The organism is Pseudomonas sp. GW821-FHT03C07 (genome assembly GCF_059420925.1).
In genome coordinates, this window is the sequence record NZ_JBWKUQ010000005.1 from 71,480 (window position 1) to 98,091 (window position 26,612).

Consider the following 26,612-nt stretch of genomic DNA (forward strand, 5'->3'; position numbering starts at 1 on the left):
TTGAAGTCATCAAGCCCTTTGGCCAACATGCTAGTCGAAGGCCGGAAGCATAATGCGCTCCAGCTCCCCTTGGGTTCTCTACCAAAAATAATTAGCGAGGACACTCCTATGCTTGAATTAATCAACGATTTTCTATCAGGAAAATTACTCATATTGCTTGTCGTTGGGCTTGGAGGCTATTTCACGATCCGCTCGCGGTTCGTCCAAGTGCGACACTTCTTGCATATGTTCGCCGTATTTAAAGGTAGTCTCGGCAGCAGCGTTGGACACCTCAGCTCATTTCAAGCATTGATGCTAAGTCTTGCCGGTCGAGTCGGGGCGGGAAATATTGCTGGAGTGGGGGTAGCGATTACGCTCGGTGGCCCTGGCGCAGTTTTTTGGATGTGGGTGGCCGCATTCATCGGAATGTCCAGTAGCTTCTTTGAGTGTACGCTGGCTCAGCTTTATAAGCGCCGTGATTCCGAAGGTATGTACCGCGGCGGGCCATCCTATTACATACAATATGGCTTGGGCAAACGATGGCTCGGTATGATTATGGCCGTTTTTATCCTGGTAACATTCAGTTTCGCTTTCAATGCGGTTCAATCTCATGCGGTTACGCACTCATTAAATAATGCTTTTGGCCTAAACGTTGACTACACCGGATTTGTTTTGGCTGTCTTGCTGGGAGCGGTGTTTGTTGGTGGTATCAAGCGAATTGCGCGGGTCGCTGATCTGCTAGTTCCTATAAAGACTTTGACCTATGTAGCTATCACTATATACGTGATAGTTGTACAGTTTGATCATGTGCCTCTCATGTTGTTGACCATTGTCAAAAGCGCGTTCGGTTTGGATCAAACCTTCGCTGGGGTGATTGGAACCGCAATAGTAATGGGTGTAAAACGAGGTGTTTTTGCAAACGAAGCAGGTCTAGGCAGTGCGCCAAATGTCGCTGCTGTAGCTCAGGTGAAGCACCCAGTTGCTCAGGGCGTTGTTCAAGCATTCAGCGTGTTCTTGGATACGTTCGTCATCTGCACTTGCACTGCGTTGCTTATTCTACTTTCGGGTATTTATTCTCCGGGATTTGAGGGGGATGGACTGGTACTCGCTCAAAACTCTCTCGCGGCTGTGGTAGGTGATTGGGGGCGCATGTTTATTAGTGTTGCCCTAGCGCTATTCGTTTTTACTTCAATACTTTATAACTACTACCTCGGTGAGAATAGCCTGCGCTATCTGCTGGGTGAGAATAAGAAAGCTATAGTTGTATTTCGCGGGCTTGTTCTTGTGCTGATTTTTTGGGGCGGAGTGGAGAATCTAAGTGCGGTATTCGCTTTTGCAGACATAACCATGACGCTGGCCGCTTTGGTCAATCTCACTGCAATGGTATTGCTGTTCAAAGTTTGTCTGCGTGTGCTCAATGATTACGATAGCCAGCGTTCGATGGGTATTGCCGTACCGGTATTTGATTCGAGCAAATTTGATGATCTCGACCTGGATTTGAATGCCTGGCCCAACGATATTGGGTCGCCAGTACCCGCAGCGGTTGGGGCTACTCAGCAGGTGAAAGATAAATCTCGCACTTTGGCTATGGCAATGGGTAAGATTAAATGACGATCAGTAATAGAAGCTACGTGGAAAAACCTAAGCTTGGCATTATTACAGGTTCAGGCCCGGAGGCGGGTATGGATATGTGGGCTAAGTTACTCCAAGAAAATCGGCGTCGTATGGGCTCTGCATTCAGGGGCGACTTGGACGCTACGTCGGTCGTCATAGTTTCTGATCCAGAGCTTGGTTTGTCCATGGAGTTGGAGTTAACCGAGCGCCAGGTGTGGTCGGCATTACGCGATGATATTTATCAGTTGGATGGGCGGGTCAGTGCTTTCAGTATTGCCTGCAATACTCTGAATTTATTTGCCGATAGAATTAGTGGTTTGGATTTGCAAAGCAAATTCATATCCTTCAATGACGTGCTACAGGGATATTTTCAGAGGGCAGGGATTAGCAATGCCTGCCTATTAGGTTCTCGCCCAGTGGCCGAGCTTGGGTCGTGGTCACCCTATAGATCATTGGCAGATGTTATAGACCTTGAGCCCGTACCAGACACCCAAGAATTACACCAGTTGATTTATGATATTAAAATGCTTGGTTCTCAAGACGAGAGTCTTCGACCGCGATTCAGAGAATTGTTAGCCCGCATTCAGGCGGATACCGTGATTTTGGCCTGTACTGAGCTTCCACTCATTTCGGACATTTCGACCGATAAGCATCTATTAGACGTAACGCAACTCGTCGTTGAGGCGATGCTGGATCACTCTGGGATAGAAGAAGTTGAGTGCGTCTGATGAAGTCGAAGATCCTGAGCCAGGCAAAATGCATAATGATATTGTACACTGGCGGTACAATAGGCATGAAAAACACCGAGAGGGGATTGGCACCCGCCGGTGGATTTGAAGAGGTATTGCTTGAACACTTTGGTGATGATGCGAATAAGTTAGGAGCGGAGTTTAATTTTCGTGAACTGGAACCTGTGATCGACAGCTCTAGCATGACGCCGCTCTATTGGCAGCATATTCGTGACGCAATTGTTCAAGCGATTTCGGTCGATCAAAGTGACGCTGTTCTTGTATTGCATGGTACCGATACACTGGCTTATAGCGCAGCAGCGTTGGCTTTTCAATTGATCGGCCTGCAGGCCCCCGTTGTCTTTACCGGGTCAATGTTTCCTGTCGGAGTAGAAGGTAGCGATGCGTGGGAAAATATTGATGGCGCCCTCAAGTTATTAGTTGGCGGTATCAATCCGGGAGTCTGGCTGTACTTTCATGGAGAATCTTTTGTCTCGACTCGCTGCACTAAGCTTCGTAGTTCAGGGCGTAATCCATTTGCTGCTCCGGCAAGAATGAAAAGTGATCCTTGTACAGGTTCTAGTTTGCTGCCTGATAAGCTCGAATACACTTTTTCGAAGACTATTGCATCGGTGGTAGTAGTGCCTATGTATCCTGGTATAGCGCCGGAGATCTTACATGAGCTCTTAGCGTTGAACGTACAAGGATTGATATTGGAGTGCTATGGCAGTGGTACAGGGCCCAGTGAGGATCGTGATTTTATTAATGTGTTGCACCTCGCAAAGGAAAAAGGTGCAGTGGTCGTTGCGATCACGCAATGTTATGAGGGGGGGGTTGAGCTAGACTGTTATGCTGCAGGGAGCGCTCTAAATGAGGCTGGTGTCATTTCGGGAGCAGGCATGACACGAGAGGCTGCATATGGAAAACTTCATATGCTTTTAGGTTCGGGTTTACCGGTCCCGGAAGTTCGAAGACTCTTCCAAATAGATCTTTGCGGTGAATCAAGCTGATTTCTTTTCAAACTCATCCATTTACGACCTCGACTGACTGACGAGCCGAGGTCGGTTTTATTCACATCATGCGTAATGCTCGATTTTTATCAGCGTTTTCCGGGATTATGCGCAATCGCCGGGCGCCTTCAAGCTGCCGTGCTGGGAGCTCGAGATGTTTCATCGATAGGTAATTGATTGTGCGTCATAGATCTGCCAACTGGTTGAGCGCTTTGATCACTCACACGTTGTCGATGTTTCGCGGCGCTATCGAAAAATTGAGAAATCTATCTTGATTTTCATTATCAAATACTTGGTTCGCTCTAACGATTTGGCCTCAGTGTATACGTCTTCTGCCTACATACGAATGTAGACATGGGCGTGCGCCTCTTCCGAACTCGTGACCCCCACCGGTAACTCGCTGCTTCGCCAATCCAATATTTATAAATACCCGCTGGAGAAGTCATGAACATCAAACAGAAGCTGACATGGGCGTTCGCAGCCATCGCCTGCCTCCCGGTGATTCTCGTAGCGGTGCTCGTCGTGTTGAATCTGCGCAACGCGGCACAAGTCAATTTTATTGATAGCAGTGGCCGTGAAATCCGCCAGATCGATAACGGTATAAAGCAGTTCTTTGATGGCATCAGTCAAAACGTCGAATACTTCGCCAAGGACCCTAGGATAGCCACAGTCAAGGGATTAAAAAACTATAGCGGTGCCGACGCCGCACAAATTCCTGCTCCTGAGAACAATCAACGGCTTCAGGAGATTTTCAATAGATTCGCCGCCAGCCATCCGACCACCGCCTACATTTCCGTGGGACTGAAGGACGGCAGCTTCGCGGGTTGGCCCGAGGACCCGAAAATGGCTAACTACGACCCGCGTGCGCGTCCATGGTACAAAACGGCCATGGCAGCCGCACCAGGTTCCACCGTCCGCACAGCAGCTTACTACTGGGCGCCGGATGATGCGGTACTGGTCGGCACCGTACGAACCATCGCCGATGCCAGCGGCAACCCGGTGGGCGTAGTCGGCGTGGACGTCTCGCTCAAGCAACTGACTGAAGTGGTTAAAAACATCAAGCTGGGCGATAGCGGATACCTGATGCTGGTCGAAGCCAATGGCAACGTTCTGGTCGATCCCAGCGATGCCAAGCACAACTTCAAGCCTTTGGCCGACCTGGGTCCTGGCTATACCGGACTGGCCAAAAGCGGCGACGGCGTGACCCAGATCGAGATCGATGGCGTGCCTTACATGGTCAATGTGGTCAGTTCCGGAAGCCTGGGCTGGCGCTTCATCGGTCTGATCAAACGCGAAGAGGTGATGGCTCAGGCCACGAGCCTGACGGGGTTGATCGCACTGATTGCCGCCGTGTTGGCGGTCATCTTCGCCATCGTCGGCGCGAGTTTCGCTAGCATGATCGTGCGACCGATTCGCGGCGTTGCCGATGGCCTGCAGGAGATCGCCGAAGGTGAAGGCGACCTTACACGCGAACTCACAGTGCAGGGCAAAGACGAAACAGCCAGCCTGGCGGGCTGGTTTAACCAGTTCCTCGGTATGATCACTCAACTGATGCGGCGAATCGGCAGCGCTTCTTCCGACCTGCAAAATGCGGCTGCCGACACCAGCCTGGTGGCTAAAAACATGAATGAAGCAGCCGGGCGGCAGCGCGAAGCGGTGGAGTTGGTGAGCACCGCCTTCAACGAGATGGTCGCAACCGCCAACGAAGTGGCCCGTTCCTGCAGTCATGCTGCTTCCAGCGCGGACGCCGGTTACCGCGAGGTGCACGACGGGCAACAGCACATCGGCGAAGCCACGGGCAGCGTCCTTAAACTGAGCGATGCCCTGCAGCAGTCGGCCCAGACCATGCAGATGCTCGAACAGGACAGCAAGAACATCAACATCATTCTCGATACCATTCGCTCGATCGCTGAACAGACCAACCTGTTGGCCCTCAACGCCGCCATTGAAGCGGCCCGCGCCGGTGATCAGGGCCGCGGGTTTGCGGTAGTGGCTGACGAGGTACGCGCCCTGGCACGGCGGACTGCCGACTCAACCGGCGAGATCGACAGCCTGCTCGGCAACCTTGCGCGGCGAACCCAGGAAGTGACCCAGCAGATGCAGAGCAGTCTGAAGGTGTCGCAAATCAGTGTTGAATGTATCCAGCAGGCCCGCGACAGTTTCGACAAAATCCGTAGCTCGGTAGACTCGATTCGCGACCAGAACACTCAGATTGCCACTGCGGCAGAAGAACAGCATCAGGTGGCCGAAGACATCAACCGGCATATCGCGCAGATTCATGCCGATGCACAGCTGGTCGAAGAGTTTGCGCGCTCGGCGCATACCGGTTCGGGCCGTCTGACGGATATTTCTGGTCAACTCAAGGGCTTGGTCGGACGCTTCAAGTTCTAGTGTCCTGTCTCTAAAATAAACTCTCCGAAAAATTGGCTATGCTTTCTCGGTCATCACACCCTTGGAGGCGAACAGATGAGCGCCCAAGATATTGTCCTGAGTCCCGAAGAACACACCGAACTAAGCCGCCGCACAAGGTCTGCCACCATCAGTCAACGTGACGGTCGTCGCGCCCGGGTGATCCTGTTGGCCGCTCAAGGTTGTTCGAGGGTAGAAATAGCCCACTTGGTTGGATTTTTCTCGGCGCTCGGTCACTCTTTGGTGTCAACGTTTTCAAGAACAGCGATTAGAGGGTTTGATCGACAAGCCAGGGCGTGGACGTAAGTCCTCTTTGCCGCCAGAGGCGCTGACCCGAGTGCTTGAGCAAGTGGTTCAACCGCGTATTGGCCAGCCTCGCTGGAGCTGCCGAAGCATGGCGCGAGTCACCGGCATCTCACCGGCCAGCGTCCAGCGCATATGGGCCGCCAACGACCTAAAACCGCACTTGACACGTACCTTCAAGCTGTCCAACGATCCGCATTTCGAAGAGGAATTCTGGGACGTCATTGGGCTGTATCTGGATCCGCGGCATAAAGCATTGGTGCTCTGTTGCGATGAAAAAAGCCAGGTTCAGGCCCTGGAGCGCACCCCGCCAGGGCTGCCTTTAGGGATCGGGCATATCCGCACGCACTCGCACGATTATATTCGCCACGGCACCGTTTGTAGTGGTTTAACTGAGTCGGACACTGCATTGAGTTTCTTTTCTCGGTCCGAGGAAGGGGCAGGCAATCGAGTGAGGAGCGCTAACCCGTCTGTTGAACTTCAGGCTCGAATGAGCGGGAAGCCAGGCTTTCCGCTCATTCTCAAAGTGCCGTCAGCCGCTGACGGCCTGCTTGTCCAGCACAGAGCTCATTCTCAGTTGTGCCAGTTCAATCAAATGCATCACCCCCATCGCCACCTTACGGTTCGAGCCGGTTTGGTTATCGGCGTGTTCATAGGCCGTGGCGGCTGCGGATTGCAGAATCGAGTAGACGTTGGCCAGGGCGTCTTCCTGATGCCTGGGTTCACTCAGGTGATCGTGCAGCGTGGTGACAGGGGCAGGTTTTGATCCCGCGCCCGGGCCGAGGTTGTAGTGAGACAAAGCCCGGTCGGCGATACGAGGGTCGATGGATTCAACGTTGGAGAAAACAGGCGGATTGGGGGTGGGTTTGAACATAGATTGGTTACTCCCGATCTGTTGAGGGAGCCGCCAACATCGCTGCTAAACGAGAGGGTGGCAGCCGTACGCAGGTTAGCAGACCGGTGATCAGGAAACCCGGCGCACCGAAGTGCCCTGCGCACGACCACCATAAAACGGAGGCTGAAAAAAAGCGCCTCGTAGAAGGTGGCGCCGTGCGCCTGATCACAATGGGCTGCTAAACCCGGTCACTGAATTGGCAGTGACGGATCGAAGCCTAGCCGCGAGATCAGGCGCAAACAAGCGGTCAGGATTTTCTAGGAAATTTCACTCGATGGAAAGCGAGTTGTCTTGCTGGCCTTGGCATATCACTGCGGAAAAGCGTTCGCTCAACGACCCGTCGAACCTCAAAAAACTCCCATCCGTCCACCCCGCGCCAACTTCACACCTGAAGGTCGTCGTGAGCTCTCGAGCGGCGGCGATTCATGCTGAAAAATACCCACTGTTTTTGCGAATTCCCCTACGCGTATTTTGCGCAATTGCATGGACTTGACCACTCATTTGCATTCGACTTGACTCGTCTTGCTCATGATCTGAGAGATTTATGCGGCAACAGTTGCCCGATCTCTCTGAGCAGCCCGATGGCCGGAATCCAGTGCAGTCGGGCGGCCTCTACGCGCTGGCGCAGGTTATCCAGAAGGGCGCAAGCTTGCCGTAAACGTACGGAGAACACGCCTTGCTTAGCTACATTTTTGAGCGCGGCAGCAATGCCCGAGGGTTTAGCATGCTTTAAATTCCGAATTCTGAAGCGCCCCCTCAATCATCAATTCTGCCAGCACTGCGCGTACCGTTCGCACACCCCATAACGCTTGTCCAACTCGGCCAGACGTCCCCAGTTTTCCGCCACAGCCTCTTTTTGCAATTGCTCATTGAGGCGGCGGTAGTACTGCAGCATTGCGCCGTTGACGGCCAGCGCCCGAGTGACGTCGGTTTCCTGGGTATCAGGCACCAGCGCTTTGAGGGAGGGTATGTCCAACCGGGAGAGACGAGCGCGATACTCAACTTTGTATTTATCAAGCGCATCAGCTTTTATCCCTTGTACTTGAGCCAGGAGGGTCGCGACGCTCTGTCGATATTGGTTCCAATAGGCATCCGGCAGATCGAGGTTCATCTGTCCTTTTCGCTTGTTGATGATCAGGTCGACAGCCTGAGCCTGGGCGCTGGCGTCCAGGGAGGAGGTGTCAGGTTTCATCTCCGCGATGATGCTCTGGGAGATGATTTGCTGTGCCAATCCATCACGCTCCGAGGTATCAGGCAGGCCTTTGGCGGGGGCGGGAAACAGGGCATTAGTGCCAATGCAGCTTGGTAGCCCCTTATTCACCAGCGGGACGGGCGAACGCACGACCTGCCCCTGCACCTGGTGCAGGCGTTTAAGCATGGTCATGCACTGACTGCCAGCACTATTAAATGTCAGTTCATATTCAGCGCCACTTTGCGGCGTGAAAGTGAAGGCCGTGCCACACAGCGAGCCTGCTCCTTGTGAATTGAGGTGCAGCAGAAGAGCTTTATTAGGGGGCAGCCGGATCTCCAGGTAAGGCGCTTTCTCAGAAGCCGGCGGCATCGACATGTCCGCCCGCCTGCGGGTGTTGGCGAGGAACAGATTATTGAGAATGCCCGTGGTTTGGCCGTTGCAGTGATGCTCATCAAGCACGTCCAAAGTGGCACTGCTCATCTCGCTGATAAAACGCAATTTTGCGGCGTCTGGTTCGGTCGCGTCCGGGTAACTGCCCGATACGCTGCAGCCTCCCAGAATCAATACAAAAGCCACGGTGCCCAGTGCACGGCCCGCAAAAAAACTACTCATGATGGGGTGTCATCCTTAACGCTGAAGGTGAGAAATGCCGCATTATAATGGACGAGTCACATTTTGTTTCGAAGGACCGAGGATTGAATGAATAAAGTAAGTCAGCTGTGTGCGATTGGCGTCACTGCCTTGATAAGTGCCTGTTCGGCATTGCCGCCTGAAATGGCCCTGGACTCAAAGGTCTATTCCGCAGAAAACGCCGGCCTCGTCCTGGGCTCCCTGATCGAGGGAGGTCCCTACGGCACCTGGATCAGCTTTCGCGAAGTGAACACAGGCAAAACCTACGGCTGGGGTCCCAAGGATTATTACTCGGCATGGATGCCCGCAGGCACCTATGAAGTGAGCGATCTTGGCTCTCGCCGGGGCCTCATGGGCGCTTACTCGAAACCCTTGCGCTTTACCGTTACGAATGGCCAGATCAATTATCTAGGCGAGATGACCTATGATTGCCCACTCGCGGTGCACCCTGCCGCCATCTATGGCGTCAAGAACTGCGGCATTCTTGCGTTGGCAACGTGCTCGGTTGACTACCCCAGCATAGCCGTGTGTGTGGCGGACAGGCAGGAACAGTCGGTGCGAACCTTCGTAAAGCAGCACCCTCAATATTCCAAACTTCCGGTAACGTCTTCAGTGATGTCGACGCGTTAAAGAGTAAGCGTCGGTCGAACACGCCTTGCGTAATTAAACGGACGCCCACTTGTGCGGTAGCAACTCCGTATTTGAGACACTCGTTGAGTGCGTCGTAAGTGTCCGAGTGTAGTGGTCAACTAATCCCGGACACTACTTGAGTTTCTTATCTCAGTCTCAGCAGATGTCAGGTAATCACTTAGGACTGGTACGGCTTCATCCTCAAATGAAAGTGAACGGGGCGCTCTGGACTGCTGTCAGCCGCTGACCGCGTGCTCATTCAGCACTGAATCCATTCTCAGCTGTGCCAACTCAATCAGATGCACCACACCCATCGCGACCTTGCGGTTCGAACCGGTCTGGTTGTCAGCGTATTCATAAGCAGTGGCCGCAGCGGATTGCAGAATCGAGTAGACGTTGGCCAGGGCGTCTTCCTGATGCCTGGGTTCATGCAGATGATCGTGCAGCGTGGTGACAGGGGCAGGTTTTGACCCTGCGCTCGGACCGAGGTTGTAGTGAGACAAAGCCCGGTCGGCGATACGAGGATCGATGGTTTCAACGTTGGGTATTGCAGGCGGATTGGGGGTTACTTTGAACATATTTGCACTTCCAATGTTAAGTGGAACTGCCAGTTATCGCTGCTAAACGAAGAGGTGGCAGCTGTACGCAGGTTAGCAGACCGGAACATTGGGAACCCGGCGCACCCGTGAGGATGCCCTGCGCACAGCCACCATAAAGCGGAGGCAAAAAAATAGCGCCCGACTAGGGTGGCGCTGTGCGCCCAATGTTTATTTCCAGGCTGCTAAACCTGATCACTGATGAGCAGTGACAGTCGAAGCCTAGCCGCGAGATTGGGCGCATACAAGCGGTCAGGATTTTCTAGGAAATTTCACTCGATTGAAAGCGAGTTGTCTTGCTGGCCTTAGCAAATCACGACCAAGAAACGTTCGTTCAGCGGTCCGCCGAACCTCAAAAAACTCCCTTCCGTCCACCCTGCGCCAACTTCACACCTGAAGGTCACCGTGAGCTCTCGAGCGGCGGCGATTCCTGCTGAAAAATACCCACTGTTTTTACGAATTCCCCTACGCATATGTCTCGTATCCATCTGCGAAGCTGAGGGCCTGCAGGCCAGTAACGGCTGCGGGTTCTTTGAAACGTTGTGCTGAGCTTCGTGGCGGATGAAGCAGCAGACGGGCTACCAGTGACGTATGACTATGGAGAGATTTACGTGGCAGACATGGACAGTAGAGCCGCCGGTAGCATCGCAGGTGTCGTCATCAGTTTTGTTCCCATCAAGGGGTACGGTTTCATCAAAGGGGAGGACAGGGAGCAGTACTTTTTCCACCTTGATGACGTCGAAGGTCGAGCGCCTCTGGTGACCGGGCAGAACGTCACGTTCATGCCGACACCTTCTGCCAAGGGCTCGAAGGCAAAACGTGTGGTTCCTGGACCTGGCCCGACAGACATTTATGTTGAGCCCTACGATTTCGTCTGGTCCAAAGTCGGCCCACCGAAAGGCATGAAGAGGGTGCTGATCACGGGTAAAGGCTGGAGCGAATCCAGTGACCTCAGCGACGCCCGCCAACTGCTGATCGAGACCGCCAGGCTGTGGGGGGCGAACGCTGTGTTACATGTCACCCAGTCTAGGTACACGGAAGAAGAGGGCGGCTCCAACTACAAATACACGGTGCACCGGTTCGACGCCGAGTTGGCTGTCGTGAAGGTGATCAAAACCACCTCTGATCCTGAGCTCATTGCGGCCTCGCAGGCACAGATGCAGACGTTGAAGGACTGGTGGGCAAAATGCAAAGCACAACACAGCAGCGACGGGCCTTTTGCAGCGACGCGCCATCGTGGACCGTCCTATCGGCTGGGCTTCTGGCTGGGGCGGTTCTCTGGCCGCTACCAGAGGGCTGAGGATGACTGCATGGACTGGCTAAAGAACAAAGGCGTGCCCGCTGTTCTGGCCGGGATCCTGACGTGGTCGGTGAGGCTGAGCTTTCTCGGCTGTTTCTTGTATTTGGCGTTTTGGATAGCGCCCTTGATTCTTGGGCTCTTGGTGCTGATGGGCATTCTGAGGAATGATCCTGACTGCGGCGCAGAGAGAGTGGACTCTGATGTGGAGGAGCCTTGACCTGATCCGCCATCGATCGATTCGACCACGCAACGGTAAAAAACTGGCGGTCTCACGGTCCGCGAGGGTGATGCCACTTCAACAGCTTCTCTATTGAAAGACCACGCCGTCAGCATTTGCCGAAAAACCCTACAGGCGCTTCTGCGGATCATCTGCAAAGCTGGTCTGAACAATCGCACCATTGAACTGTGCGAAGAATGGAATCTCAACAGCAGAGGTCAGCAGCATGGCGGACGACATTAAAAAGCAGAGACCTTCATATCGCTTGGGCTTCTCGCTGGGGCGGTTATCTGGCCGCTACCTGAGGTCTGAGGATACAGCCATGGGGTGGCTAAAGGGCAAAGGCGTGCCCGCCGTTTTGGCGGGTATCCTGAAGTGGTCGGTGAGGTTGGTTTTTGTAGGTTGTTTCTTGTATTTGGCTTTTTGGATGGCGCTGTTAATCGTTGGACTTCTGGCGCTCCAGGGGCTTAAGAGAGGAAAGTCGGGCTGTGGCGGAGAAATAGTAGATTTTGATGTGGAGGAGCTCTGTCCTGATCCCCATGCACCTAAATATATTCATGACCCGAGGTTTGATCGTGACTTGTAGGAGTCAATTTTCTTCATCTGGCTCCGTATTTTCATGAATGCTCTCTATCATTATGTCCCCACCCTGGCCTCCCTGTTGTTGGGCTCCACTGGTTCCACCTACCAACCCTTGGATAATTGGTCCAGCGTGTATGCCTGCCCAAGCCAAGGCAGTGATCCAGAACGTTGGCAATATGATGAATAGCGCGGCCATCACATAATTCAGCAGCATGTCGGCCTGTATGTTGTGCAAGCCCATCAACGGGTCCAGATTCGAGTAGGGCGAGTTTTGGCCGTACAGGGCGTCGAGGATGGTGCTATCGATCCAGCGCGCAAGCTGAAACCAAAAGTCCACGAAGATCATCGCGAACTGCACGATTGAAACCGTGACGGCGGCCTTCAGGTCGTAGGTGCTGAAAATCAGCACCAGTGGTATGCAGATCACCAGCGCCATCTTCAGCGCCGCCATCACCATGGGCAGCGCCTGGCGCACAACGTCCATGGCCGGGAAGTAGGCAGCTGTTCCCATCGATAAGCCAATGGTGCTCACCGCTCGGCTCAAGTCGTTGTAAAGGGAGCTTTGCACCTGACCGCCATAGTCAGAGTAGAGCTGCCCTTGGGTCATCCACTGGCTACTCGGCGACACCACTTGCCGAATGATCGCGTCGTTCACTTCATCCTGGGGCATGGAGCTGGCCCACCGCACAAAGCGATCCAGCAGAGTGATGTCTACCTGAGTCAGTAGCCGTGCGCGCAGCCCCTGATCACTGTCGGCCCACCACTGATTGCAGGTCGGGTAACCGCCGCCATGGCTGACCTCAGCCAACCCCATGTCTCGCACCGGGTCGTAGGGCCACTCAACTCGCGGGGTCTTGGAATGGTAGGTGTCGTAGTACCCGGACTGCTGGTTGAAGTACCGGGAGCCGATCCAGTTGATGTCGTGGGTTTGTTCGTCACTCAGGGTAGGGCGGCTCATGAACAGCTTGGCCCGGGAGTAGCCGTAGCAGTCATTAGTAAAGTCAGCCACTTCCTGGGTGAGCACCGGGTCATGCAGCCGGGTGGTGTTGACCTGCATGCGCATCTGCCGCAGATCCGTCCCGCACGGAATGGCCGCCACCGCAGCGCCGGTCACCGCCTTGGACATTGAATGCACGAACCACCACCACACCGGCACGCGAGCGCTCTGGTTATTCAGGGAGGTGAAGGAGCGGCCCCAGCCGGTGTCCTCGGGCGCCGGCACCTGGTACTGACATTGTTGCGAACGCGTGTCGTCGAACTGCAGGGTGGTGAGATTGAGCTCAATGAAGGGCACGCCCGCAAACATGATCACGGCGGTGGCCAGCCAGAGCCGGTTCTCGATGCGGGTGGCGGCCAGCAGCCCCTTGTTGCCCTCATCGGCGCCTTCGTCACGGGCCTTGAGCCATTCCTGAAGCAGGATCGCAAAGAACGGCAGGGCAAAGAGCCCTGAGTCCATCAGCACGTCCCAGATGCCGTTGCCGACGAGCCAGCCCACCAGGGTGAGGTAGTACTCCAGATAATCGTTGGTGTAGAGGGTCATATCAGCCTCCTAGCTGCGTGTGAGCGCGGGACAGTTCCATCAGAACCAAGGCCATCACGACCGCAATTTCGGCTCGGCGCCAGCGCAGGCTCGCGCCCGGTTCACGCTTGAGTAGGCGTGCGCGGTACTTGAGCCACCCCAGTAGGGCAGCGCTGTAAAGCCCCATCCGCCAGGCAAAGAAATACCAGTAGGTGTGAGCTCTCCAGGATTGCCAGGCCGGCAACCCCTGCATCACATACACACCGCCGAGGTTGAAGGCTGCGGCGATGATGATGACCAACAAGGCGACGGCGATGGGCCCCCAGATGCCCAGGCTTTTGAAACGGGAAGAAGAGGGCGTGCTCATGGCTGCATCCTCCGACGGCTGTTGACGTCCTTCTCCACGCTCTCAAGGCGGTTGGTGTCCGGGTCGCCCTCGTAGATGGTCCGGGAGTTGTCCTTGCGCTCGGTGTGGCGGGCGATGATGGCGGCGGGGGAGTTGCTGGTCAGGGCACGGCGCAGCTCCAGCTCGGTCCGCAGGTTGGTGATTTCCTGTTGCAGGGATTCACGCTCCTGGTTCACTGCTGCTGTGGCGATCTCGTTGGCGGCGACGTTGGGTTCCTTGTTGCCGGCCAACAGGGCACGTTGTAGCAACAGGGCTTTCTCCAGCACGCTGGTGACGGCGGTCTCCGACGCCAGGCGCTGAGCCAACAGCTCCTGGTCGGGCTCATCGCGCAGTGCGGTGATAACGCCACGGGTGATGGGCATCGAGCTGCTGCCAGCGGCGGCGAGGTTCTCCAGGCTGGGCGGCTGGGTACCGGCAATCAGCGCTTGCAGCGACTGGAGTTTGCTTTCGTACTCTTCCTGAATCAGTGGCGTCAGGCCGACACCGGCCGTGGTGCTGCTCTTGGTGCAGTCCTCACAGGTCTGCTGTTCCACTTCGCCCAGCACTCGGTTGGCGAAGGTGGCGGCTTCATCGGGTGAGCGCCAGACACCGCAGAGCATGCCGTTGTTGCAATCGGCGGGCGCGATGGGCGATGACTCTGTGGCGCCACGACCATTGAGGAGGTTGTAGCCGGCCTTGGTGACGGTGTTCACCACCCGGATCGGTGGCTGGCCCTGGCCACCGGCTTTGTCACCACCCACCCAGGGAATGCCGGTGTTGCCCTTGTCCGACTCGGCCTGGGCTGTCACCGCGACGGCATCGCTTTTCTGGCCCATGGCTTCCTTGAGGGCCTGGCCTTCAGCGAGTGAGCCCCAGCCGCTTTGGCTGCCGGCCACGTTGATCATGCGCTCGGCCATGGCGCGACAAGTGCTCTTGGAGCGATCGAAGTCCAGACGAGCCTGCAGGATGCCGTTGGTGAGCAGGTTGTACAGGGCCGGGTCCGCCCGCTGAATGATCAGCGCCGGCAGCGAGGCCACAGCTCCGGTGGCGTTCTGAATCAAACTCCCCATGATGCTCTGAAAGCCATCGGTGAGTCCGTTGAGCTGGTTGTGCAGGGTGGTGGACAGGTCCATGTTTCCGCACATGAGGTTGCTGTTCCAGCCGACGCCCACGCCGAAACTGCGCATGTTGCCGGCACGTCCCATGGACACCGCATTACCACCACCAATGCGGTACAGCACGTCGTCACCGATCACGCTGCCGGTGCTGCTGAAACTGGGGGGTACTGCGAAAGTGAGGGGGCTCGACAGGGCCGTGAGGAGGGCCAGCCAGGGGGCGGCTGAAGAAGGGTGAAGCACTGACATCCAAGTCATGAGGGGGAACTCCGTTCCGTAAAAAACGATGCAAAGACGGGAAAAACGTTACTGAGGGCCGGTACTGCCGAGGAAGGTCTGTCCCTCTCGCTTGCAGCAGGTGTAGGGGCGCCACAACGACCAGGCATAACCGCCGTCCCGGGCCTGCGGGTGAGGGCCCGGGTGAGGAAAGACCGAGCAGGATTGACTGAGCACCGGCGTCAGCGATTGCCACTTGCCCGTGCTGGGATCGGATTCGCGTAATTCCCCCGCTGGCCAGTAGCCCGGGCTGGGCAACGCCAGGAGCGGCTGGTAGACATGCAACTGGCCCGGGCGGGTGACGATGTCCCCCGCGCGTTGAGCCGTCACGGCGGAGGCCTTGTAGTCGTCAGGCTGGTGCAGAAAGCCGCTGCGCGGATAGACGCTGCCCCACAGGTTCAGCGCCAGCCTGCTGCCGATCTCACGCAGGCCCGGGATCAATGAAGGCGGGTAGATGCTTTCCGGAATGCCGTGGCGCCAGCCGAGGGGATCCAGGGTACTGAGGAGGTTGGGCACATAGGGTGTACCGGCTCCTGCGCAGGTATAACCCGAGCCACTGGCAAAGGCATTGAACGCCGCAATGCCTGGATGGCCAATCACATCGACGTTCTTGAAGACGGCGAGGTTGTTCTCGTTCGAATTGTTGGTGGTACCGCTGCCTCCACCCTGGGCCATCGGGTTGGTCGGGCTCAGCAGTTTGACCTCGGTCCAGGGATTCTCACCCGTGGAGGAGTAACTGGAGACCACGGCATCGGGCACGTAATGCCGGACCTTGGCCGATGTCTTGACGCTACAGCCGAAGGGCGTACACCGCAGCCAATAGCACACGCCCACGACCTGGTACTCCAGACAGCTCGGAGACGACACCGACGGGATGATGGTGGCCGTGTCCAGGGCTAGGCTCAGGGTCGAGTAGGGAAGGGCCAGGAGAACCGGTACCCACGATTTCACACGTCGACTTGGCGCACAAAGGCTCATGGCTGATCCCTCCTGAACTGCTCGATCTTCGCGAGCGCCTGCTCAAGGTTCGGATCGCCGTAGACGACGTAGCGGTGGTCCACGACAACGGCCGGCATCTTGGTGACGCCGAGGTTCCAGGCTTCTACCACGTCCTGGTGAGCCTGGCTGATCTCGGCGGCGGCCTCGGCTGTGAGGCTTTCCTGAAAGAGAGCCTGCACCTGAGCAGGATCGTCCGGCAGCAAACTGGAAAGCTCAGCCTCCAGCTGGTCAAGTCGATCTAGGTGGACCAAACGAACGTCCGCAGTCACCTCAACAGGATGAGCCGAGTCCGTGATGACCCAGGTGCTGGCGAAACAGGTTGGAGCGATGGTCAGCAGGGCCGTCAGGCCAAGTGACCGAAGAGGAGGCAAATGCAATAGCGTCATGGCAAAGGTCCAGGTAACAGAAACCTAGATCCTCTCTAAAACGACGCGCGATCACAGCCAGAAAACAGGATCCCGGGCGGTGGCTTTTTTGAGGGGATGTGTGGTGGTGGCAAGTCCAATATCGCAGATCAATTTCGCTATTAGGTAAAGGGGTATAGGTCAATTTGCAGGAAATCGATTTCGCGTTAAGTTCAAGCGGTACTATTGAGTCGGATGCTGAGCTTCGCGCCTGGGGACAAGTGCTGTAGTGCCTGCCGCGCATCAACATACCGTGCCAGTCACTACGATTTCATTGCCTCTGAGGCCGCCTCGCCGATGAGTTCCGATACTTCACGTGGTTTTGATGCCAGTGACGCATGACTCGCCGCTAAGGTAATGACTTTTCTCGCCTCGAGCCGAGCTGACATGCGCTTCTGGTTTTCTGGGGAGATCATTCTGTCCTCGCTCGAGATCTGGTACCAAGAAGGTTTCTTTTTCCATGCCGGGGTCGTAACTGCATTGCCAAAGGTGCTGGCAAGAGGCGCCTTCTGGGTCACGGCCATGACCAAGGCGTCGTCCGGTGTTAGATCCTGGCAAAAGCTCTCGTGGAACTTCTCGAATTTGACCCACAGGTAACCGTCACTGTCGGGCGCGAGATTAGGCAATACGACAGGCGGAAATTCCTGAGTGATACCAGCAGGGCTTTCTCCAGCATCGGGGGCGAACGCTGCGATGTAGACGAGACCGACCACATTGGGCTGATCACCGGCTTCGCTAATGACCACTCCTCCGTAGGAGTGCCCCACCAACAAGACCGGGCCACTGACCTGCGCCACCATTTTACGGGTACGCTCAGCATCGTCGGCTAGCGACGTCAACGGGAGTTCAACCGCCCGAATGGAGCTGTAGCCTTTTCGTGCCAGCTCGAGAATGACCTTGTTCCATTGGGCGGCACCGCCCCAGAAACCATGCACTAAAACGATTGTGGGTTGGTTGCTCATTGTCTGACTCCTGAGGTAGAAGGTTCGCCGACTGTCGTAGGTGCTTATAGTCCGTCAGCGTGCTGGTTTTACCTGTGCGTGCGGCCATCGACGGAAAATCGACGTGCTCCAGCGAAAATGCGGTTTTCATGAGCACCCGCAGTCAGGCGTGCCTTTGAAGCTAAAATTCTTCGTAGATCCGCCAACAGTTGATCCCCGCGTTCGGTCCATAGGCGCCCGCGAATAAGAGTTTTTTGCGCGGCCTAAAATTATAATTTCGCCTGCGACCTAACAGTATAATCAGTTGGGATTTAAAACAAGCTTTTTGGTGTTGCGATGATTATAAAGATGGTCTATATGCAATCTTGAAACTGTCTATTTGCGCTGCAGCGATACTGCTCATATTGTTCTTCTAACCATAAAAATTAACGATTCTCTTGCGCTGTTTTTCAAGGGTCGTGATTGATGGTCCATAACAATAATCAGAGTAATCCGAACATGGGCACGCACCTGTTGAGTCAGCGCAGCCAGGCTTTCGAAAATGCGGACCAGTATGCGGTATCGCACTATATCAATGAGCACGTCGGCGGCCACCCCATCCGCTTACCCAGAGCTTGCGCCGCACAAGCGCGGCTGAAGCATCTCAGGTTTTCCAGTTTGGATCTGTGTCCTCAATGCTTTATCCGTGAGAGAAAGCGCGCACGCATTAACGCCTGTCTCAGCAAGACCAATTGCAACGTTCGCAATGTCACCGACCTAGCGCTGGATCATGTTTCGTGCATTTTTGGTGCTTTGTGCAACATTCCCGCAAGCCGTTCGGTGAGCTGCCTTCGAATACTCTCAAACGTTGTTCTGCGTAACCTGCGCAAGGCCTGATTCTTGCTGTGCACAGACTGTTTCGTTGGTGCAAGCGGTAGGGGAGGGTTTATCGCAATGGTTACGACAGATTTGAGCAAGCTGGAAGTGGAGTACGTTGCCGAAATCATCTGGCGGCTTTCTGAGTATCGTGGCAAGGCTCAGGCGCGAGCAGAGGTTCTTGAACTGGTGACCTTGCTGCTCAACGCTGACTATGCAGCCTCGTTTGTATGGGATGCCCAGCGCCAGAAATCGACCCAGAGAGTTGCAGTCAATATCAGTGGCGAGATGCTGGACAGCTACGATCAGTACTTCTGTCAGGTCGATCATGTTACTCCGGCCTTGCGCGCGCGCGTGTCGGCCACCAACGTGGACAATGTGATAGCTCGTCCTGAGCTGCTAGGCAGTGAGTTCTACGTCGATTTTCTGAAGCCGACAGGCATGTACCATGGCATCAATATCTACTTTTTCGACGAGGGCGTTGATGTAGGGGATCTGCGCATTTGGCGGGGGGCTGGAGAGCAGTCCTTTACACTTCGGGAAGAGCGCATTCTCAATAGTCTTTCACCTTATTTTGTGCGTTCACTGTCATCGGCCATTCAACCTGCGCAAGGGCTTTCGGGGCGTGAGGTTGATGTCGCGCGATTGGTCGCAAACGGTGCAAGCGACAAGGAAGTTGCTCGGCAATTGGGCATTGCCTTCACCACTGTTCGAACCCATTTGAGCAATGCAATGTGCAAGCTCGACTGCGCGAATCGTACTCAACTGGCTCGACATTTCTAGTACCTCCTCCTCATTAATGAGGAAGCGGCCGATCGGCACACTCGTTAGTTTAGTGGCAGGGCATAGGGGCCCGATAACTGGACAGGATACGAGTGATGCGACAGTTGAAATGGGGCATCGGACCACCGTTGGCGTTGGCTGCCAGCGTGTCGAGTGCAGGAGTATTACCGGCTAATTTCTATGAATTGACCGGTGTTGAAACGGCAAAACTGATCTGCTCGAAAACTGTTACCAGTCGCCAGTTGGTGGAAGGTTGGCTGGCGCGTATCGAGACTCATAAGGAATTGAATGCGTTCATCTCGGTTGACGCACATGCTGCTCTGGCACAGGCAGACGCTTACGATCAACGCATGCAACAGGGTAAACCCTGTCTGCCCTTGGGCGGTGTGCCCATCGCCATCAAGGACAATATCCAGGTTAAAGGCTTCGCCAATAGTGCGGGAACCCCCGCGCTGGCGGACTTTTATCCGAAGATCAACGCGCCCATCGTTGATCGGCTGATAGCCGCCGGAGCGATTGTCATTGGCAAGACCAATATGCAGGAGCTGGCCTATGGCACATCCGGCTACAACACGGCTTTTCATGAGCCAGGAGTAGTTGGCGTGCGCAATGCCTACGACTCGACGCTGATCGCCGGAGGTTCGTCTTCAGGCAGTGCCAGTGCGGTGGGCGCAAGGCTGATACCAATGGCCTTGGGCACCGACACCGGTGGATCCATCCGTCAACCTTGTGCACTCAATGGCTGTGTAGGTTTCAGGCCTACGGTGGGGCGCTACAGTCAGCAAGGTATTACGCCGATATCCCATACACGTGACACTGCCGGGCCCATGACACGTTGTGTTGAGGATGTGGTTTTACTGGATCAGGTCATTACCGGGCTGAAGCCAGTAGTAGCGCCGAAGGCCTCCGCGATAAGGTTGGGTGTGCCAGCTGAGTTCTGGCAAGACCTGAATTCAGATGTTGCAACCACCGCCAGCCAAGCGCTCAAAAAGCTTGAGGCTGCTGGGTTCCAGCTGGTGCCTGTTTCTATGTCTGGGGTCTTCGAACTGGATGCCAAGGTAGGGATGCCGATTGCATTGTACGAGGGAAAATTAGACCTGCAGCGCTATCTGGTGATTAGCGGCAGCGGTATCAGTATCGAGACATTAGCTCGTCAGATCTCGAGCCCCGATGTAAGGGATATTTTTCACCGATTCATCATTCCGCAAAAACTTCCTGACGCCAATGGCAATCTCGTTGATCTGAAGCCGGCCTACGACTGGGCGATCAACAAAGGCGTTCCTGCACTGATGCAGATGTACCAGGCGCTCATACGGGACAACCGTCTCGATGCCTTGGTGTTTCCGACCACCCCCGATGTGGCGATCAAAAGCGAACCTGAAGCTACTACCTTTGCTGCGTTTGCACGGATGATCCGCAATGCCGATCCCGGCAGCAATGCTCGCATGCCTGGCTTGACACTCCCTATTGGGCTTGGCCCACGTAGCGCGCTGCCGGTTGGTTTGGAAATCGATGGAATGCCCGACTCTGATGGTCACCTGTTGGCTATCGGCCTGAGCATGCAATCGGTCCTCGGACGCCAGGCTGGCCCTGCTCAATAAACCGCAAAGCTATTCCCAACGCCCCAACTACAAAAGTGAGCTGATATGAAAAATAAGTCGGTGCTAAAACACGGGTGTCTTGCGAATGGACTCAAACGGGCAGTGGCGACGCTATTAGTTGGGTATACCGCAGGGGCCTGTGCCGGTGTGGTTACCACCGAGCCTGGAGATTCGGCTCCTTTGCCCGAGGGCACGGATCTAGGGGTTCTGTACTACCAACACGCCGAGCGCAATACATTGAAGGTAGACGGTCATGAGGCGCAGGGGGATTTTCGCCTCAGTAGTGATGTGGCTCTGGCTCGATTCGTGAAATGGACTTCGCTAGGTGGCTTCCTGGTGACACCTCAGGTGATTCTGCCCTATGGGCATCTGAAAATGAGTGGTGACAATCATGCTTCTGAAAGCAATTTTGGCGACCCCATTATCGGCAGTAATATCTGGCTCCTCAACGATGCGGTCAACGAGCGTTACTTCAGCTTGGGGGGTTACATCGGCTTGCCGCTAGGCAGCTACGACAGCGACAAAGGTTCAATGAACATCGGCGAGAACCGCTGGAAGGGGGTATTTGAAGTCAACTACGTTCAGGCAATCATTCCTCGGACGCTGTACGGTGAAATCACGCTGGAGCACGATGAGTTCGGCAAGAACAATGACTTTGCCGGTCGCACACTACGTCAAGACTCGGTTTTTGAAGTGCAGACGCACCTACGCTATGTATTCAGCCCCACCGACCAGTTTGGGGTCAGCTTATTCCACACCACGGGTGGCGAAAATCATCTAGGCGGTGTCAGCCAGAACGACAGCCTGAATACCAAGCGTTACCTGCTGACTTGGTCGCACTTCCTTACCCCAAAAACACAACTGCAAACCCAGGTAGGCCAAGACCTCGATGTAAGCAATGGCCCGCAGGAAAACCTGCGTGTGAATGTGCGTCTGGCTCATATTTTCTGACTAAGCAAGGTGACCAAGCATGACTGTGCATAAAAAACAGTACAAAGTAGCCGCGGTGCAGGCCGCCCCTGCGTTCCTCGACCTAGAAGCTGGCGTGGCCAAAGCCATTGGACTGATTGCTCAGGCGGCAGCTGAGGGAGCCTCGCTGGTGGCTTTCCCTGAAGCGTGGTTGCCGGGATATCCCTGGTGGATCTGGCTGGACTCACCGGCCGGTGGTATGCGCTTCGTCCAGCGCAACTTTGACAACGCTCTGGAGGTCGGCAGTGAACCCTTCGAGCACCTCTGCAGGGCTGCGGCTCAGCACAAGATTCACGTGGTAATGGGCTTCACGGAACGTTCTGGCGGTACCTTGTATCTGGCTCAGGCGATCATTGACGATTGCGGTCGGGTAGTCGCCACACGGCGTAAGCTCAAGCCGACTCACGTGGAGCGCTCAGTCTACGGAGAGGGTGATGGCAGTGATCTGGCCGTGCATGACACTAACTTGGGTCGTTTAGGCGCCTTGTGCTGCGCGGAGCATATTCAGCCTCTGTCCAAGTACGCTATGTATGCTCAGCACGAACAGGTACATATCGCGGCCTGGCCTAGCTTTTCGGTATACAGGGGGGCTGCATTTCAACTTAGTGCCCAAGCCAATAATGCCGCCTCGCAAGTCTATGCACTGGAAGGTCAGTGTTTTGTGCTGGCGCCATGTGCCACGGTGTCCAAAGAAATGCTCGATGAGTTGATTGACTCTCCGGCCAAGGCCGAGTTGCTGCTGGAAGGTGGCGGCTTTGCGATGATCTACGGTCCGGATGGCGCACCTCTATGTACGCCATTGGCGGAAACAGAGGAGGGCATCCTCTATGCTGATATCGACTTAGGGGTGATTGGTGTTGCCAAAGCTGCCTACGACCCTGTTGGTCACTATTCACGCCCTGATGTGCTGCGGTTACTGGTCAACCGGGAGCGAATGACGCGTGTGCATTATGTTCAGCCGCAGCCGCTGCCGACGACATCGGTGTTGGCGTTCGGTGCGGGAGCGGATGTTGCCAGAGGCGAGGAAAGCCCAGAAGAGCAAGGAAAAAAGTAGGGCTTTTTTCAGTAGGCTTGCCCCGTCAACCCGTTTTCCAGTGACAACGGATTGGTGGGGGAGGTGCTATTGCAAGCATTGTGCAACAGGCATGATGCCCGTGATCCCGGTGCGTGGGTGATCAGGCTTCTCGCTCAGGTGAAAACTTCGCGACTGCGACCACTGACGGGCATCGGTGGCGATTTGTTCGCCCAGCGCGGCGACAATGCGTTGTTGAGCGTCGGCGAGTTGCGCGTAGCCGCCGGGCGCGTCCTCGCGGAACTGTCCCTGGCAAATCAAGCGGGCAGGGGCTGTGTCATCCGCCAAACTCAAACTCCAGTTCGCGTACAACTCGACCTGCTTGCCCGGCCAGTTATCGAAACGTCGAACCTGCACCTTGATTCTCAGCACCGCTTGATCCGACGAGGGCGTCAGTCCGGAAATATCCTCGGTGTCGAGACGCTGTGTCAGCTCGGTGGAGAGGGCGCTGCGCAGTTCTTCACTCAGCGGTGCGCCCCAGCGTTCGCCTTCCAATACGTCGAGGCTGTTTGTTCCACGCCGCACCACCCACTGCGGCTGGTCCATCTGCACCGGCACCCCCACTGCCAGGATATCGATCAGGAAGGGCGCCGGTGCTAGCCGGGACGCGGTCGCTGGGGCGGGTGAAACCAACGTGTGATAATGGATAGGTGTCGCGCTGCAGCCGCTCAGCCCTATGAGCAGGGCGAGCAGGCCCGGACGGGATGCAATGTTCATGGTGCTGACTCCTGGGAGGCCGAGCGGGTAGGCGGGATCGGTTGATCGTCCGGTCGGCCGCGCAGCAAGGATTGCGGATGACGGCCCAGCAGGTCGCTGAGCACGCGCAAGGCCACCGCCGCGCGCTTTACCTCTTGCAGGGCCTGGCCAAGCGCTTGCGGTAGCGGCGCGTCGCCCTCCATCAGGCGCTGCATCACGCCGAGGGTTTTGTGCGCCTGCTGCAATGTCTGTGTGGTCTGTGGCAGCACTTGCTCATTGACCTGCTGTAGCGTTTTGTTCAAACCAACCAACGTCGCGTCCAGATGACCGGCGATGGCGTCAAGCGGTAGCTTGTCGACCTTGCCGATGATGCTGGCCAGTTGTTCTTGCAGGTGGTCGAAGCTGCTGGGGATGGTGGGAATGCTGAGCGGTCGAGCCTGGCTATCAAACTTGGCTTTCGGGGCATTGGGTACATAGTCGAGGGCCACATAGAGCTGGCCTGTCAGCAGGTTGCTTGAGCGCACTTGCGCGCGCAGTCCCTGCTCGACCATGCCGCGTAGAAATGTAGCCGCCTGTTGCTCCTGGTCGCCCTCGGGTTTGGGCAGCTTTTGCAGCACCAGGCCCAAGCGCTGCGGATAGATCTCTATACCCACAATTGTCGGAAAGCGCTGCCTGGACGCATCGTAATCGAGCGCCATCGAGACGACGCGGCCGATAGTGATGGACGAGAACTCTACGGGCGCACCGACTGTCAGCCCGCGCAACGATTGCTCAAAACGTAGTTGGATGTGATGAGCCGGACCATCCGGTTGCGCCATGGCCGCTTGCTGATCCTGGGCCAGCGTGAAGGACGAGAGGGCGGGAGCCGATTCGGCGCGACTACCCTCCGGCGAAGCAAACGCAATGCCTCCGGCCACAATGGCAGCCATTGATTGGGTTTTGACTTTCAATCCTTCGGCACCGAGGGAGATATTCACGCCGCTGGCATTCCAGAAGCGTGTATCGCTTGTCACGAAACGGTCGTAGGGCGTGTCGATGAAGATTTGCAGGCTTACATCCCGGCCATCGTGGTCCAACTGATACGACACCAGCCGTCCGACCTTGATGTCGCGGTAGTACACGGGGGAATCGATATCCAGCGAATCAAGCTGCGCGGTATGAAGGGTAAAGACCTTGCCCGGCATGCCATTGATCAGGGTGGGCGGAGACTCCAGGCCGATAAAGGCATTGGCCGGCTGTGTCGAGGTGCCGGCATCCACGCCGATATAGGCCCCTGAAAGCAGGGTATCGACACCGGAGATGCCTCGGGCACCGATACGTGGCCGGACAACCCAGAAACGGGTGTCCTCGCGGGCGAGGCTCGCGGCGCTCTCGACCAGCGAGGCCGTGACCCGCACATGGGAGCGGTCATCGCTCAAGGTGATGGCGGACACGCTGCCGACCGTGACGTCCTTGTATTTGACCGGTGTCTTGCCGGCTTCCAGTCCGGTGGCGGTTTGAAAGGTCAGGGTGATGTGCGGGCCGACCGACAGCCAGGCATGCATCAACATCGACAGCCCGACCAGCGCGGCGACCAGGGGCACCAGCCAGACCAGGGATATTGTGCGACGTTTATCCACCCGCGGTGGGAGGGGCTGGTCATCGGCGTTGTCGGGCATTTGTTGCATGGTCTTGCTCACCATCCCAGATCAGACGTGGATCGAAACTCATGGCCGAGAGCAGGGTGAGAATCACCATCAGGCCGAAGAAAAAGATGCCTGCGCGCGGCTCGATGACGCTGACGGCTTGAAACCTGACAAGGGCCGCGACGATGGCGACCACCATCACATCGAGCATCGACCAGTAACCGATCAACTCGATCAGACGGTAGAGGCGCGCCCGTTCGTGTGTGGCCCAACGGCTGCGCCGCTGTGCGCTGAGCAGTAAGGTGCCGAGCACCAGAAACTTGCCGCAAGGTACCAGCACGCTGGCAACGAAGATCACCAGGGCGATGCCAAAATCCCCCGATGCCCAGAATTCGATGACGCCGTGCAGCAGTGTGCTCTCGCTGCCTTGGCCAAACTGGCTGGAGTACATCACCGGCAGGACGTTGGCGGGCACATAGGCAATGAGACCGGACAGGAGAAAGGCCCAGGCTTGCGCAAGGCTGTCCGGGCGCCGTCGATGAAGTCTTGAGCGGCAGCGCGGGCAGCGAGCGGGGGGGCCTTGATCGGGGGGGCTCTCGCAGACCAGTCCACACAAGGGGCAGGCAACGACACCCAACTGCGCCGAACGCGGTGAAGGGGTCATGGGTTCACCCCACTGGCCGATGGCTGCGCGGCCAGCTCCCATAGACAGCGCAGATCCCGGTTGGCGATCAAGCCGAGCAGTATCATCAACACGGCCATGCCTCGGATACCCGCGCCCGGCAGCACCTGAAGCAAGCTGGAGAGCTTGATCACAGCGACCAGGGTAGCGAGCAGGCAGACTTCAACCATGCACCAGGGGCGCAAATGGATCAGCAGCTTCATGACCTGGGCGAACCCGGGGGCTTTTCGCCTGAATTGGGCGAAGCCCAGCACCCAGCCCAGCAGGACGATCTGCAGCAGGGGCGCGACGATGGTCGAAAACGCCACCAGCATCGCAACAGGCAGCGCCGTGCCCTGGGCGAGCGCGGCGGCGGCGTCCCAGAGCGTCGCTTCGTTGTGCTGGCCATGAAAATCGATGCGAATGACCGGGCAGGTATTGGCGATCACGAAGGCGATGGCCGCGGCGACCGTCAGCGCCAGCCAGCGGTCGATATCCAGAAGACTGCCGCGATACAGGACCGCCGAGCAGCGCCGACAGCGCGCCACTTCGCCTGAGGCCACGGTGAAGCGTTGGTACACCGTGTCGCAATGCTCGCAGGCAATCAGGTACGGATAGGTTTTCAT

General features: G+C 56.3%; 25 protein-coding genes and 2 pseudogenes. 14 read left to right on the forward strand and 13 right to left on the reverse strand.

Annotated features, from left to right (window positions below):
• Window positions 1–108 precede the first annotated feature (108 nt).
• The 6 genes and pseudogenes from AC07VG_RS11995 to AC07VG_RS12020 all read left to right on the forward strand — a co-directional run.
• Window positions 109–1,590 carry an alanine/glycine:cation symporter family protein gene (locus AC07VG_RS11995; protein ID WP_495021343.1) on the forward strand — a complete coding sequence of 494 codons (1,482 nt, stop codon included), beginning with the start codon at window positions 109–111 and terminating at the stop codon, window positions 1,588–1,590.
• A complete protein-coding gene (locus tag AC07VG_RS12000; protein ID WP_495021183.1) occupies window positions 1,587–2,321 on the forward strand; it encodes an aspartate/glutamate racemase family protein in 735 nt (244 codons plus the stop codon). Before AC07VG_RS11995 ends, AC07VG_RS12000 begins: the two co-directional genes overlap by 4 nt.
• On the forward strand, window positions 2,321–3,331 hold the full coding sequence (locus tag AC07VG_RS12005) for an asparaginase (RefSeq protein WP_495021184.1): 1,011 nt from the start codon (window positions 2,321–2,323) through the stop codon (window positions 3,329–3,331). Before AC07VG_RS12000 ends, AC07VG_RS12005 begins: the two co-directional genes overlap by 1 nt.
• Before the next feature lie 444 nt (window positions 3,332–3,775).
• A pseudogene (locus tag AC07VG_RS12010) lies at window positions 3,776–4,861 on the forward strand (cache domain-containing protein); the annotation flags it as partial.
• Between the two features lie 93 nt (window positions 4,862–4,954).
• Complete coding sequence (locus tag AC07VG_RS12015; RefSeq protein ID WP_495021344.1) at window positions 4,955–5,722, forward strand: methyl-accepting chemotaxis protein; 768 nt, start codon at window positions 4,955–4,957, stop codon at window positions 5,720–5,722.
• A gap of 75 nt (window positions 5,723–5,797) precedes the next feature.
• Window positions 5,798–6,422: pseudogene (locus AC07VG_RS12020) on the forward strand (IS630 family transposase); the annotation flags it as partial.
• Between the two features lie 153 nt (window positions 6,423–6,575).
• Here the strand turns inward: AC07VG_RS12020 and AC07VG_RS12025 are convergent.
• Window positions 6,576–6,917, reverse strand: a complete 342-nt coding sequence (locus tag AC07VG_RS12025) for a DUF6124 family protein (protein WP_495021185.1) — start codon at window positions 6,915–6,917, stop codon at window positions 6,576–6,578.
• 784 nt (window positions 6,918–7,701) lie between these two features.
• The gene (locus tag AC07VG_RS12030) at window positions 7,702–8,742 is read right to left on the reverse strand and encodes a hypothetical protein (protein WP_495021186.1); all 1,041 of its coding nucleotides are present in this window, start codon (window positions 8,740–8,742) and stop codon (window positions 7,702–7,704) included.
• Between the two features lie 87 nt (window positions 8,743–8,829).
• Here AC07VG_RS12030 and AC07VG_RS12035 point away from each other — a divergent pair, with 87 nt between their 5' ends.
• A complete protein-coding gene (locus AC07VG_RS12035) occupies window positions 8,830–9,390 on the forward strand; it encodes a hypothetical protein (protein WP_495021187.1) in 561 nt (186 codons plus the stop codon).
• Window positions 9,391–9,626: 236 nt separating this feature from the next.
• Here AC07VG_RS12035 and AC07VG_RS12040 read toward each other — a convergent pair whose 3' ends face one another.
• A complete protein-coding gene (locus tag AC07VG_RS12040) occupies window positions 9,627–9,968 on the reverse strand; it encodes a DUF6124 family protein (RefSeq protein ID WP_495021188.1) in 342 nt (113 codons plus the stop codon).
• 638 nt (window positions 9,969–10,606) lie between these two features.
• Here AC07VG_RS12040 and AC07VG_RS12045 point away from each other — a divergent pair.
• Together AC07VG_RS12045 and AC07VG_RS12050 are read left to right on the forward strand one after the other, a co-directional pair.
• Window positions 10,607–11,503, forward strand: a complete 897-nt coding sequence (locus tag AC07VG_RS12045; RefSeq protein WP_495021345.1) for a DUF3742 family protein — start codon at window positions 10,607–10,609, stop codon at window positions 11,501–11,503.
• 226 nt (window positions 11,504–11,729) lie between these two features.
• Complete coding sequence (locus AC07VG_RS12050; protein WP_495021189.1) at window positions 11,730–12,089, forward strand: DUF3742 family protein; 360 nt, start codon at window positions 11,730–11,732, stop codon at window positions 12,087–12,089.
• A gap of 3 nt (window positions 12,090–12,092) precedes the next feature.
• On the opposite strand, the gene AC07VG_RS12055 is transcribed toward AC07VG_RS12050, so the two are convergent.
• The 6 genes from AC07VG_RS12055 to AC07VG_RS12080 all read right to left on the reverse strand — a co-directional run bounded on the left by AC07VG_RS12055 (window position 12,093) and on the right by AC07VG_RS12080 (window position 17,745).
• On the reverse strand, window positions 12,093–13,625 hold the full coding sequence (locus AC07VG_RS12055) for a conjugal transfer protein TraG N-terminal domain-containing protein (RefSeq protein WP_495021190.1): 1,533 nt from the start codon (window positions 13,623–13,625) through the stop codon (window positions 12,093–12,095).
• Between the two features lies 1 nt (window position 13,626).
• Entirely contained in the window at window positions 13,627–13,971 is a 345-nt protein-coding gene (locus AC07VG_RS12060; RefSeq protein WP_495004321.1) for a hypothetical protein, read from the reverse strand.
• Entirely contained in the window at window positions 13,968–15,362 is a 1,395-nt protein-coding gene (locus AC07VG_RS12065; protein WP_495021191.1) for an integrating conjugative element protein, read from the reverse strand. The genes AC07VG_RS12060 and AC07VG_RS12065 overlap by 4 nt, the downstream gene beginning before the upstream one ends.
• Before the next feature lie 48 nt (window positions 15,363–15,410).
• Window positions 15,411–16,358 (reverse strand): TIGR03756 family integrating conjugative element protein, encoded by a 948-nt coding sequence (locus AC07VG_RS12070; protein ID WP_495021192.1) that lies wholly within the window; start codon window positions 16,356–16,358, stop codon window positions 15,411–15,413.
• On the reverse strand, window positions 16,355–16,765 hold the full coding sequence (locus tag AC07VG_RS12075; RefSeq protein ID WP_495021193.1) for a TIGR03757 family integrating conjugative element protein: 411 nt from the start codon (window positions 16,763–16,765) through the stop codon (window positions 16,355–16,357). The genes AC07VG_RS12070 and AC07VG_RS12075 overlap by 4 nt, the downstream gene beginning before the upstream one ends.
• Window positions 16,766–17,046: 281 nt before the next feature.
• On the reverse strand, window positions 17,047–17,745 hold the full coding sequence (locus AC07VG_RS12080) for an alpha/beta hydrolase (RefSeq protein ID WP_495021194.1): 699 nt from the start codon (window positions 17,743–17,745) through the stop codon (window positions 17,047–17,049).
• A 477-nt stretch (window positions 17,746–18,222) separates the two neighbouring features.
• Between AC07VG_RS12080 and AC07VG_RS12085 the strand changes: the two genes are divergently transcribed.
• From AC07VG_RS12085 to AC07VG_RS12105, 5 genes are all read left to right on the forward strand, one after another.
• The gene (locus tag AC07VG_RS12085; protein WP_495021195.1) at window positions 18,223–18,600 is read left to right on the forward strand and encodes a hypothetical protein; all 378 of its coding nucleotides are present in this window, start codon (window positions 18,223–18,225) and stop codon (window positions 18,598–18,600) included.
• 72 nt (window positions 18,601–18,672) lie between these two features.
• The gene (locus tag AC07VG_RS12090) at window positions 18,673–19,362 is read left to right on the forward strand and encodes a helix-turn-helix transcriptional regulator (protein WP_495021196.1); all 690 of its coding nucleotides are present in this window, start codon (window positions 18,673–18,675) and stop codon (window positions 19,360–19,362) included.
• 95 nt (window positions 19,363–19,457) lie between these two features.
• On the forward strand, window positions 19,458–20,963 hold the full coding sequence (gene iaaH / locus AC07VG_RS12095; protein ID WP_495021197.1) for an indoleacetamide hydrolase: 1,506 nt from the start codon (window positions 19,458–19,460) through the stop codon (window positions 20,961–20,963).
• 45 nt (window positions 20,964–21,008) lie between these two features.
• Window positions 21,009–21,914: a transporter gene (locus AC07VG_RS12100; protein WP_495021198.1), complete on the forward strand. Its 906-nt coding sequence runs from the start codon at window positions 21,009–21,011 to the stop codon at window positions 21,912–21,914.
• A gap of 19 nt (window positions 21,915–21,933) precedes the next feature.
• Window positions 21,934–22,986, forward strand: a complete 1,053-nt coding sequence (locus tag AC07VG_RS12105) for a carbon-nitrogen hydrolase family protein (RefSeq protein WP_495021199.1) — start codon at window positions 21,934–21,936, stop codon at window positions 22,984–22,986.
• 66 nt (window positions 22,987–23,052) lie between these two features.
• Here AC07VG_RS12105 and AC07VG_RS12110 read toward each other — a convergent pair whose 3' ends face one another.
• Genes AC07VG_RS12110 through AC07VG_RS12125 form a run of 4 tightly spaced genes read right to left on the reverse strand, consistent with a single transcriptional unit; the run spans window position 23,053 to window position 26,612 of the window.
• On the reverse strand, window positions 23,053–23,721 hold the full coding sequence (locus AC07VG_RS12110) for a PqiC family protein (RefSeq protein WP_495021200.1): 669 nt from the start codon (window positions 23,719–23,721) through the stop codon (window positions 23,053–23,055).
• Window positions 23,718–25,367 carry a PqiB family protein gene (locus AC07VG_RS12115; RefSeq protein ID WP_495021201.1) on the reverse strand — a complete coding sequence of 550 codons (1,650 nt, stop codon included), beginning with the start codon at window positions 25,365–25,367 and terminating at the stop codon, window positions 23,718–23,720. Before AC07VG_RS12115 ends, AC07VG_RS12110 begins: the two co-directional genes overlap by 4 nt.
• A complete protein-coding gene (locus AC07VG_RS12120; RefSeq protein WP_495021202.1) occupies window positions 25,339–25,989 on the reverse strand; it encodes a paraquat-inducible protein A in 651 nt (216 codons plus the stop codon). The genes AC07VG_RS12115 and AC07VG_RS12120 overlap by 29 nt, the downstream gene beginning before the upstream one ends.
• Window positions 25,986–26,612, reverse strand: a complete 627-nt coding sequence (locus AC07VG_RS12125) for a paraquat-inducible protein A (RefSeq protein ID WP_495021203.1) — start codon at window positions 26,610–26,612, stop codon at window positions 25,986–25,988. The genes AC07VG_RS12120 and AC07VG_RS12125 overlap by 4 nt, the downstream gene beginning before the upstream one ends.

Excerpts from the sequence above, each read along its gene's own strand:
- AC07VG_RS11995 (WP_495021343.1), top strand. The coding sequence starts at position 109 with ATGCTTGAATTAATCAACGATTTTCTATCAGGAAAATTACTCATATTG.
- AC07VG_RS12000 (WP_495021183.1), top strand. The coding sequence starts at position 1,587 with ATGACGATCAGTAATAGAAGCTACGTGGAAAAACCTAAGCTTGGCATT.
- AC07VG_RS12005 (WP_495021184.1), top strand. The coding sequence starts at position 2,321 with ATGAAGTCGAAGATCCTGAGCCAGGCAAAATGCATAATGATATTGTAC.
- AC07VG_RS12015 (WP_495021344.1), top strand. The coding sequence starts at position 4,955 with ATGAATGAAGCAGCCGGGCGGCAGCGCGAAGCGGTGGAGTTGGTGAGC.
- AC07VG_RS12025 (WP_495021185.1), bottom strand. The coding sequence starts at position 6,917 with ATGTTCAAACCCACCCCCAATCCGCCTGTTTTCTCCAACGTTGAATCC.
- AC07VG_RS12030 (WP_495021186.1), bottom strand. The coding sequence starts at position 8,742 with ATGAGTAGTTTTTTTGCGGGCCGTGCACTGGGCACCGTGGCTTTTGTA.
- AC07VG_RS12035 (WP_495021187.1), top strand. The coding sequence starts at position 8,830 with ATGAATAAAGTAAGTCAGCTGTGTGCGATTGGCGTCACTGCCTTGATA.
- AC07VG_RS12040 (WP_495021188.1), bottom strand. The coding sequence starts at position 9,968 with ATGTTCAAAGTAACCCCCAATCCGCCTGCAATACCCAACGTTGAAACC.
- AC07VG_RS12045 (WP_495021345.1), top strand. The coding sequence starts at position 10,607 with ATGGACAGTAGAGCCGCCGGTAGCATCGCAGGTGTCGTCATCAGTTTT.
- AC07VG_RS12050 (WP_495021189.1), top strand. The coding sequence starts at position 11,730 with ATGGCGGACGACATTAAAAAGCAGAGACCTTCATATCGCTTGGGCTTC.
- AC07VG_RS12055 (WP_495021190.1), bottom strand. The coding sequence starts at position 13,625 with ATGACCCTCTACACCAACGATTATCTGGAGTACTACCTCACCCTGGTG.
- AC07VG_RS12060 (WP_495004321.1), bottom strand. The coding sequence starts at position 13,971 with ATGAGCACGCCCTCTTCTTCCCGTTTCAAAAGCCTGGGCATCTGGGGG.
- AC07VG_RS12065 (WP_495021191.1), bottom strand. The coding sequence starts at position 15,362 with ATGACTTGGATGTCAGTGCTTCACCCTTCTTCAGCCGCCCCCTGGCTG.
- AC07VG_RS12070 (WP_495021192.1), bottom strand. The coding sequence starts at position 16,358 with ATGAGCCTTTGTGCGCCAAGTCGACGTGTGAAATCGTGGGTACCGGTT.
- AC07VG_RS12075 (WP_495021193.1), bottom strand. The coding sequence starts at position 16,765 with ATGACGCTATTGCATTTGCCTCCTCTTCGGTCACTTGGCCTGACGGCC.
- AC07VG_RS12080 (WP_495021194.1), bottom strand. The coding sequence starts at position 17,745 with ATGAGCAACCAACCCACAATCGTTTTAGTGCATGGTTTCTGGGGCGGT.
- AC07VG_RS12085 (WP_495021195.1), top strand. The coding sequence starts at position 18,223 with ATGGGCACGCACCTGTTGAGTCAGCGCAGCCAGGCTTTCGAAAATGCG.
- iaaH (WP_495021197.1), top strand. The coding sequence starts at position 19,458 with ATGCGACAGTTGAAATGGGGCATCGGACCACCGTTGGCGTTGGCTGCC.
- AC07VG_RS12100 (WP_495021198.1), top strand. The coding sequence starts at position 21,009 with ATGAAAAATAAGTCGGTGCTAAAACACGGGTGTCTTGCGAATGGACTC.
- AC07VG_RS12105 (WP_495021199.1), top strand. The coding sequence starts at position 21,934 with ATGACTGTGCATAAAAAACAGTACAAAGTAGCCGCGGTGCAGGCCGCC.
- AC07VG_RS12110 (WP_495021200.1), bottom strand. The coding sequence starts at position 23,721 with ATGAACATTGCATCCCGTCCGGGCCTGCTCGCCCTGCTCATAGGGCTG.
- AC07VG_RS12115 (WP_495021201.1), bottom strand. The coding sequence starts at position 25,367 with ATGCAACAAATGCCCGACAACGCCGATGACCAGCCCCTCCCACCGCGG.
- AC07VG_RS12120 (WP_495021202.1), bottom strand. The coding sequence starts at position 25,989 with ATGACCCCTTCACCGCGTTCGGCGCAGTTGGGTGTCGTTGCCTGCCCC.
- AC07VG_RS12125 (WP_495021203.1), bottom strand. The coding sequence starts at position 26,612 with ATGAAAACCTATCCGTACCTGATTGCCTGCGAGCATTGCGACACGGTG.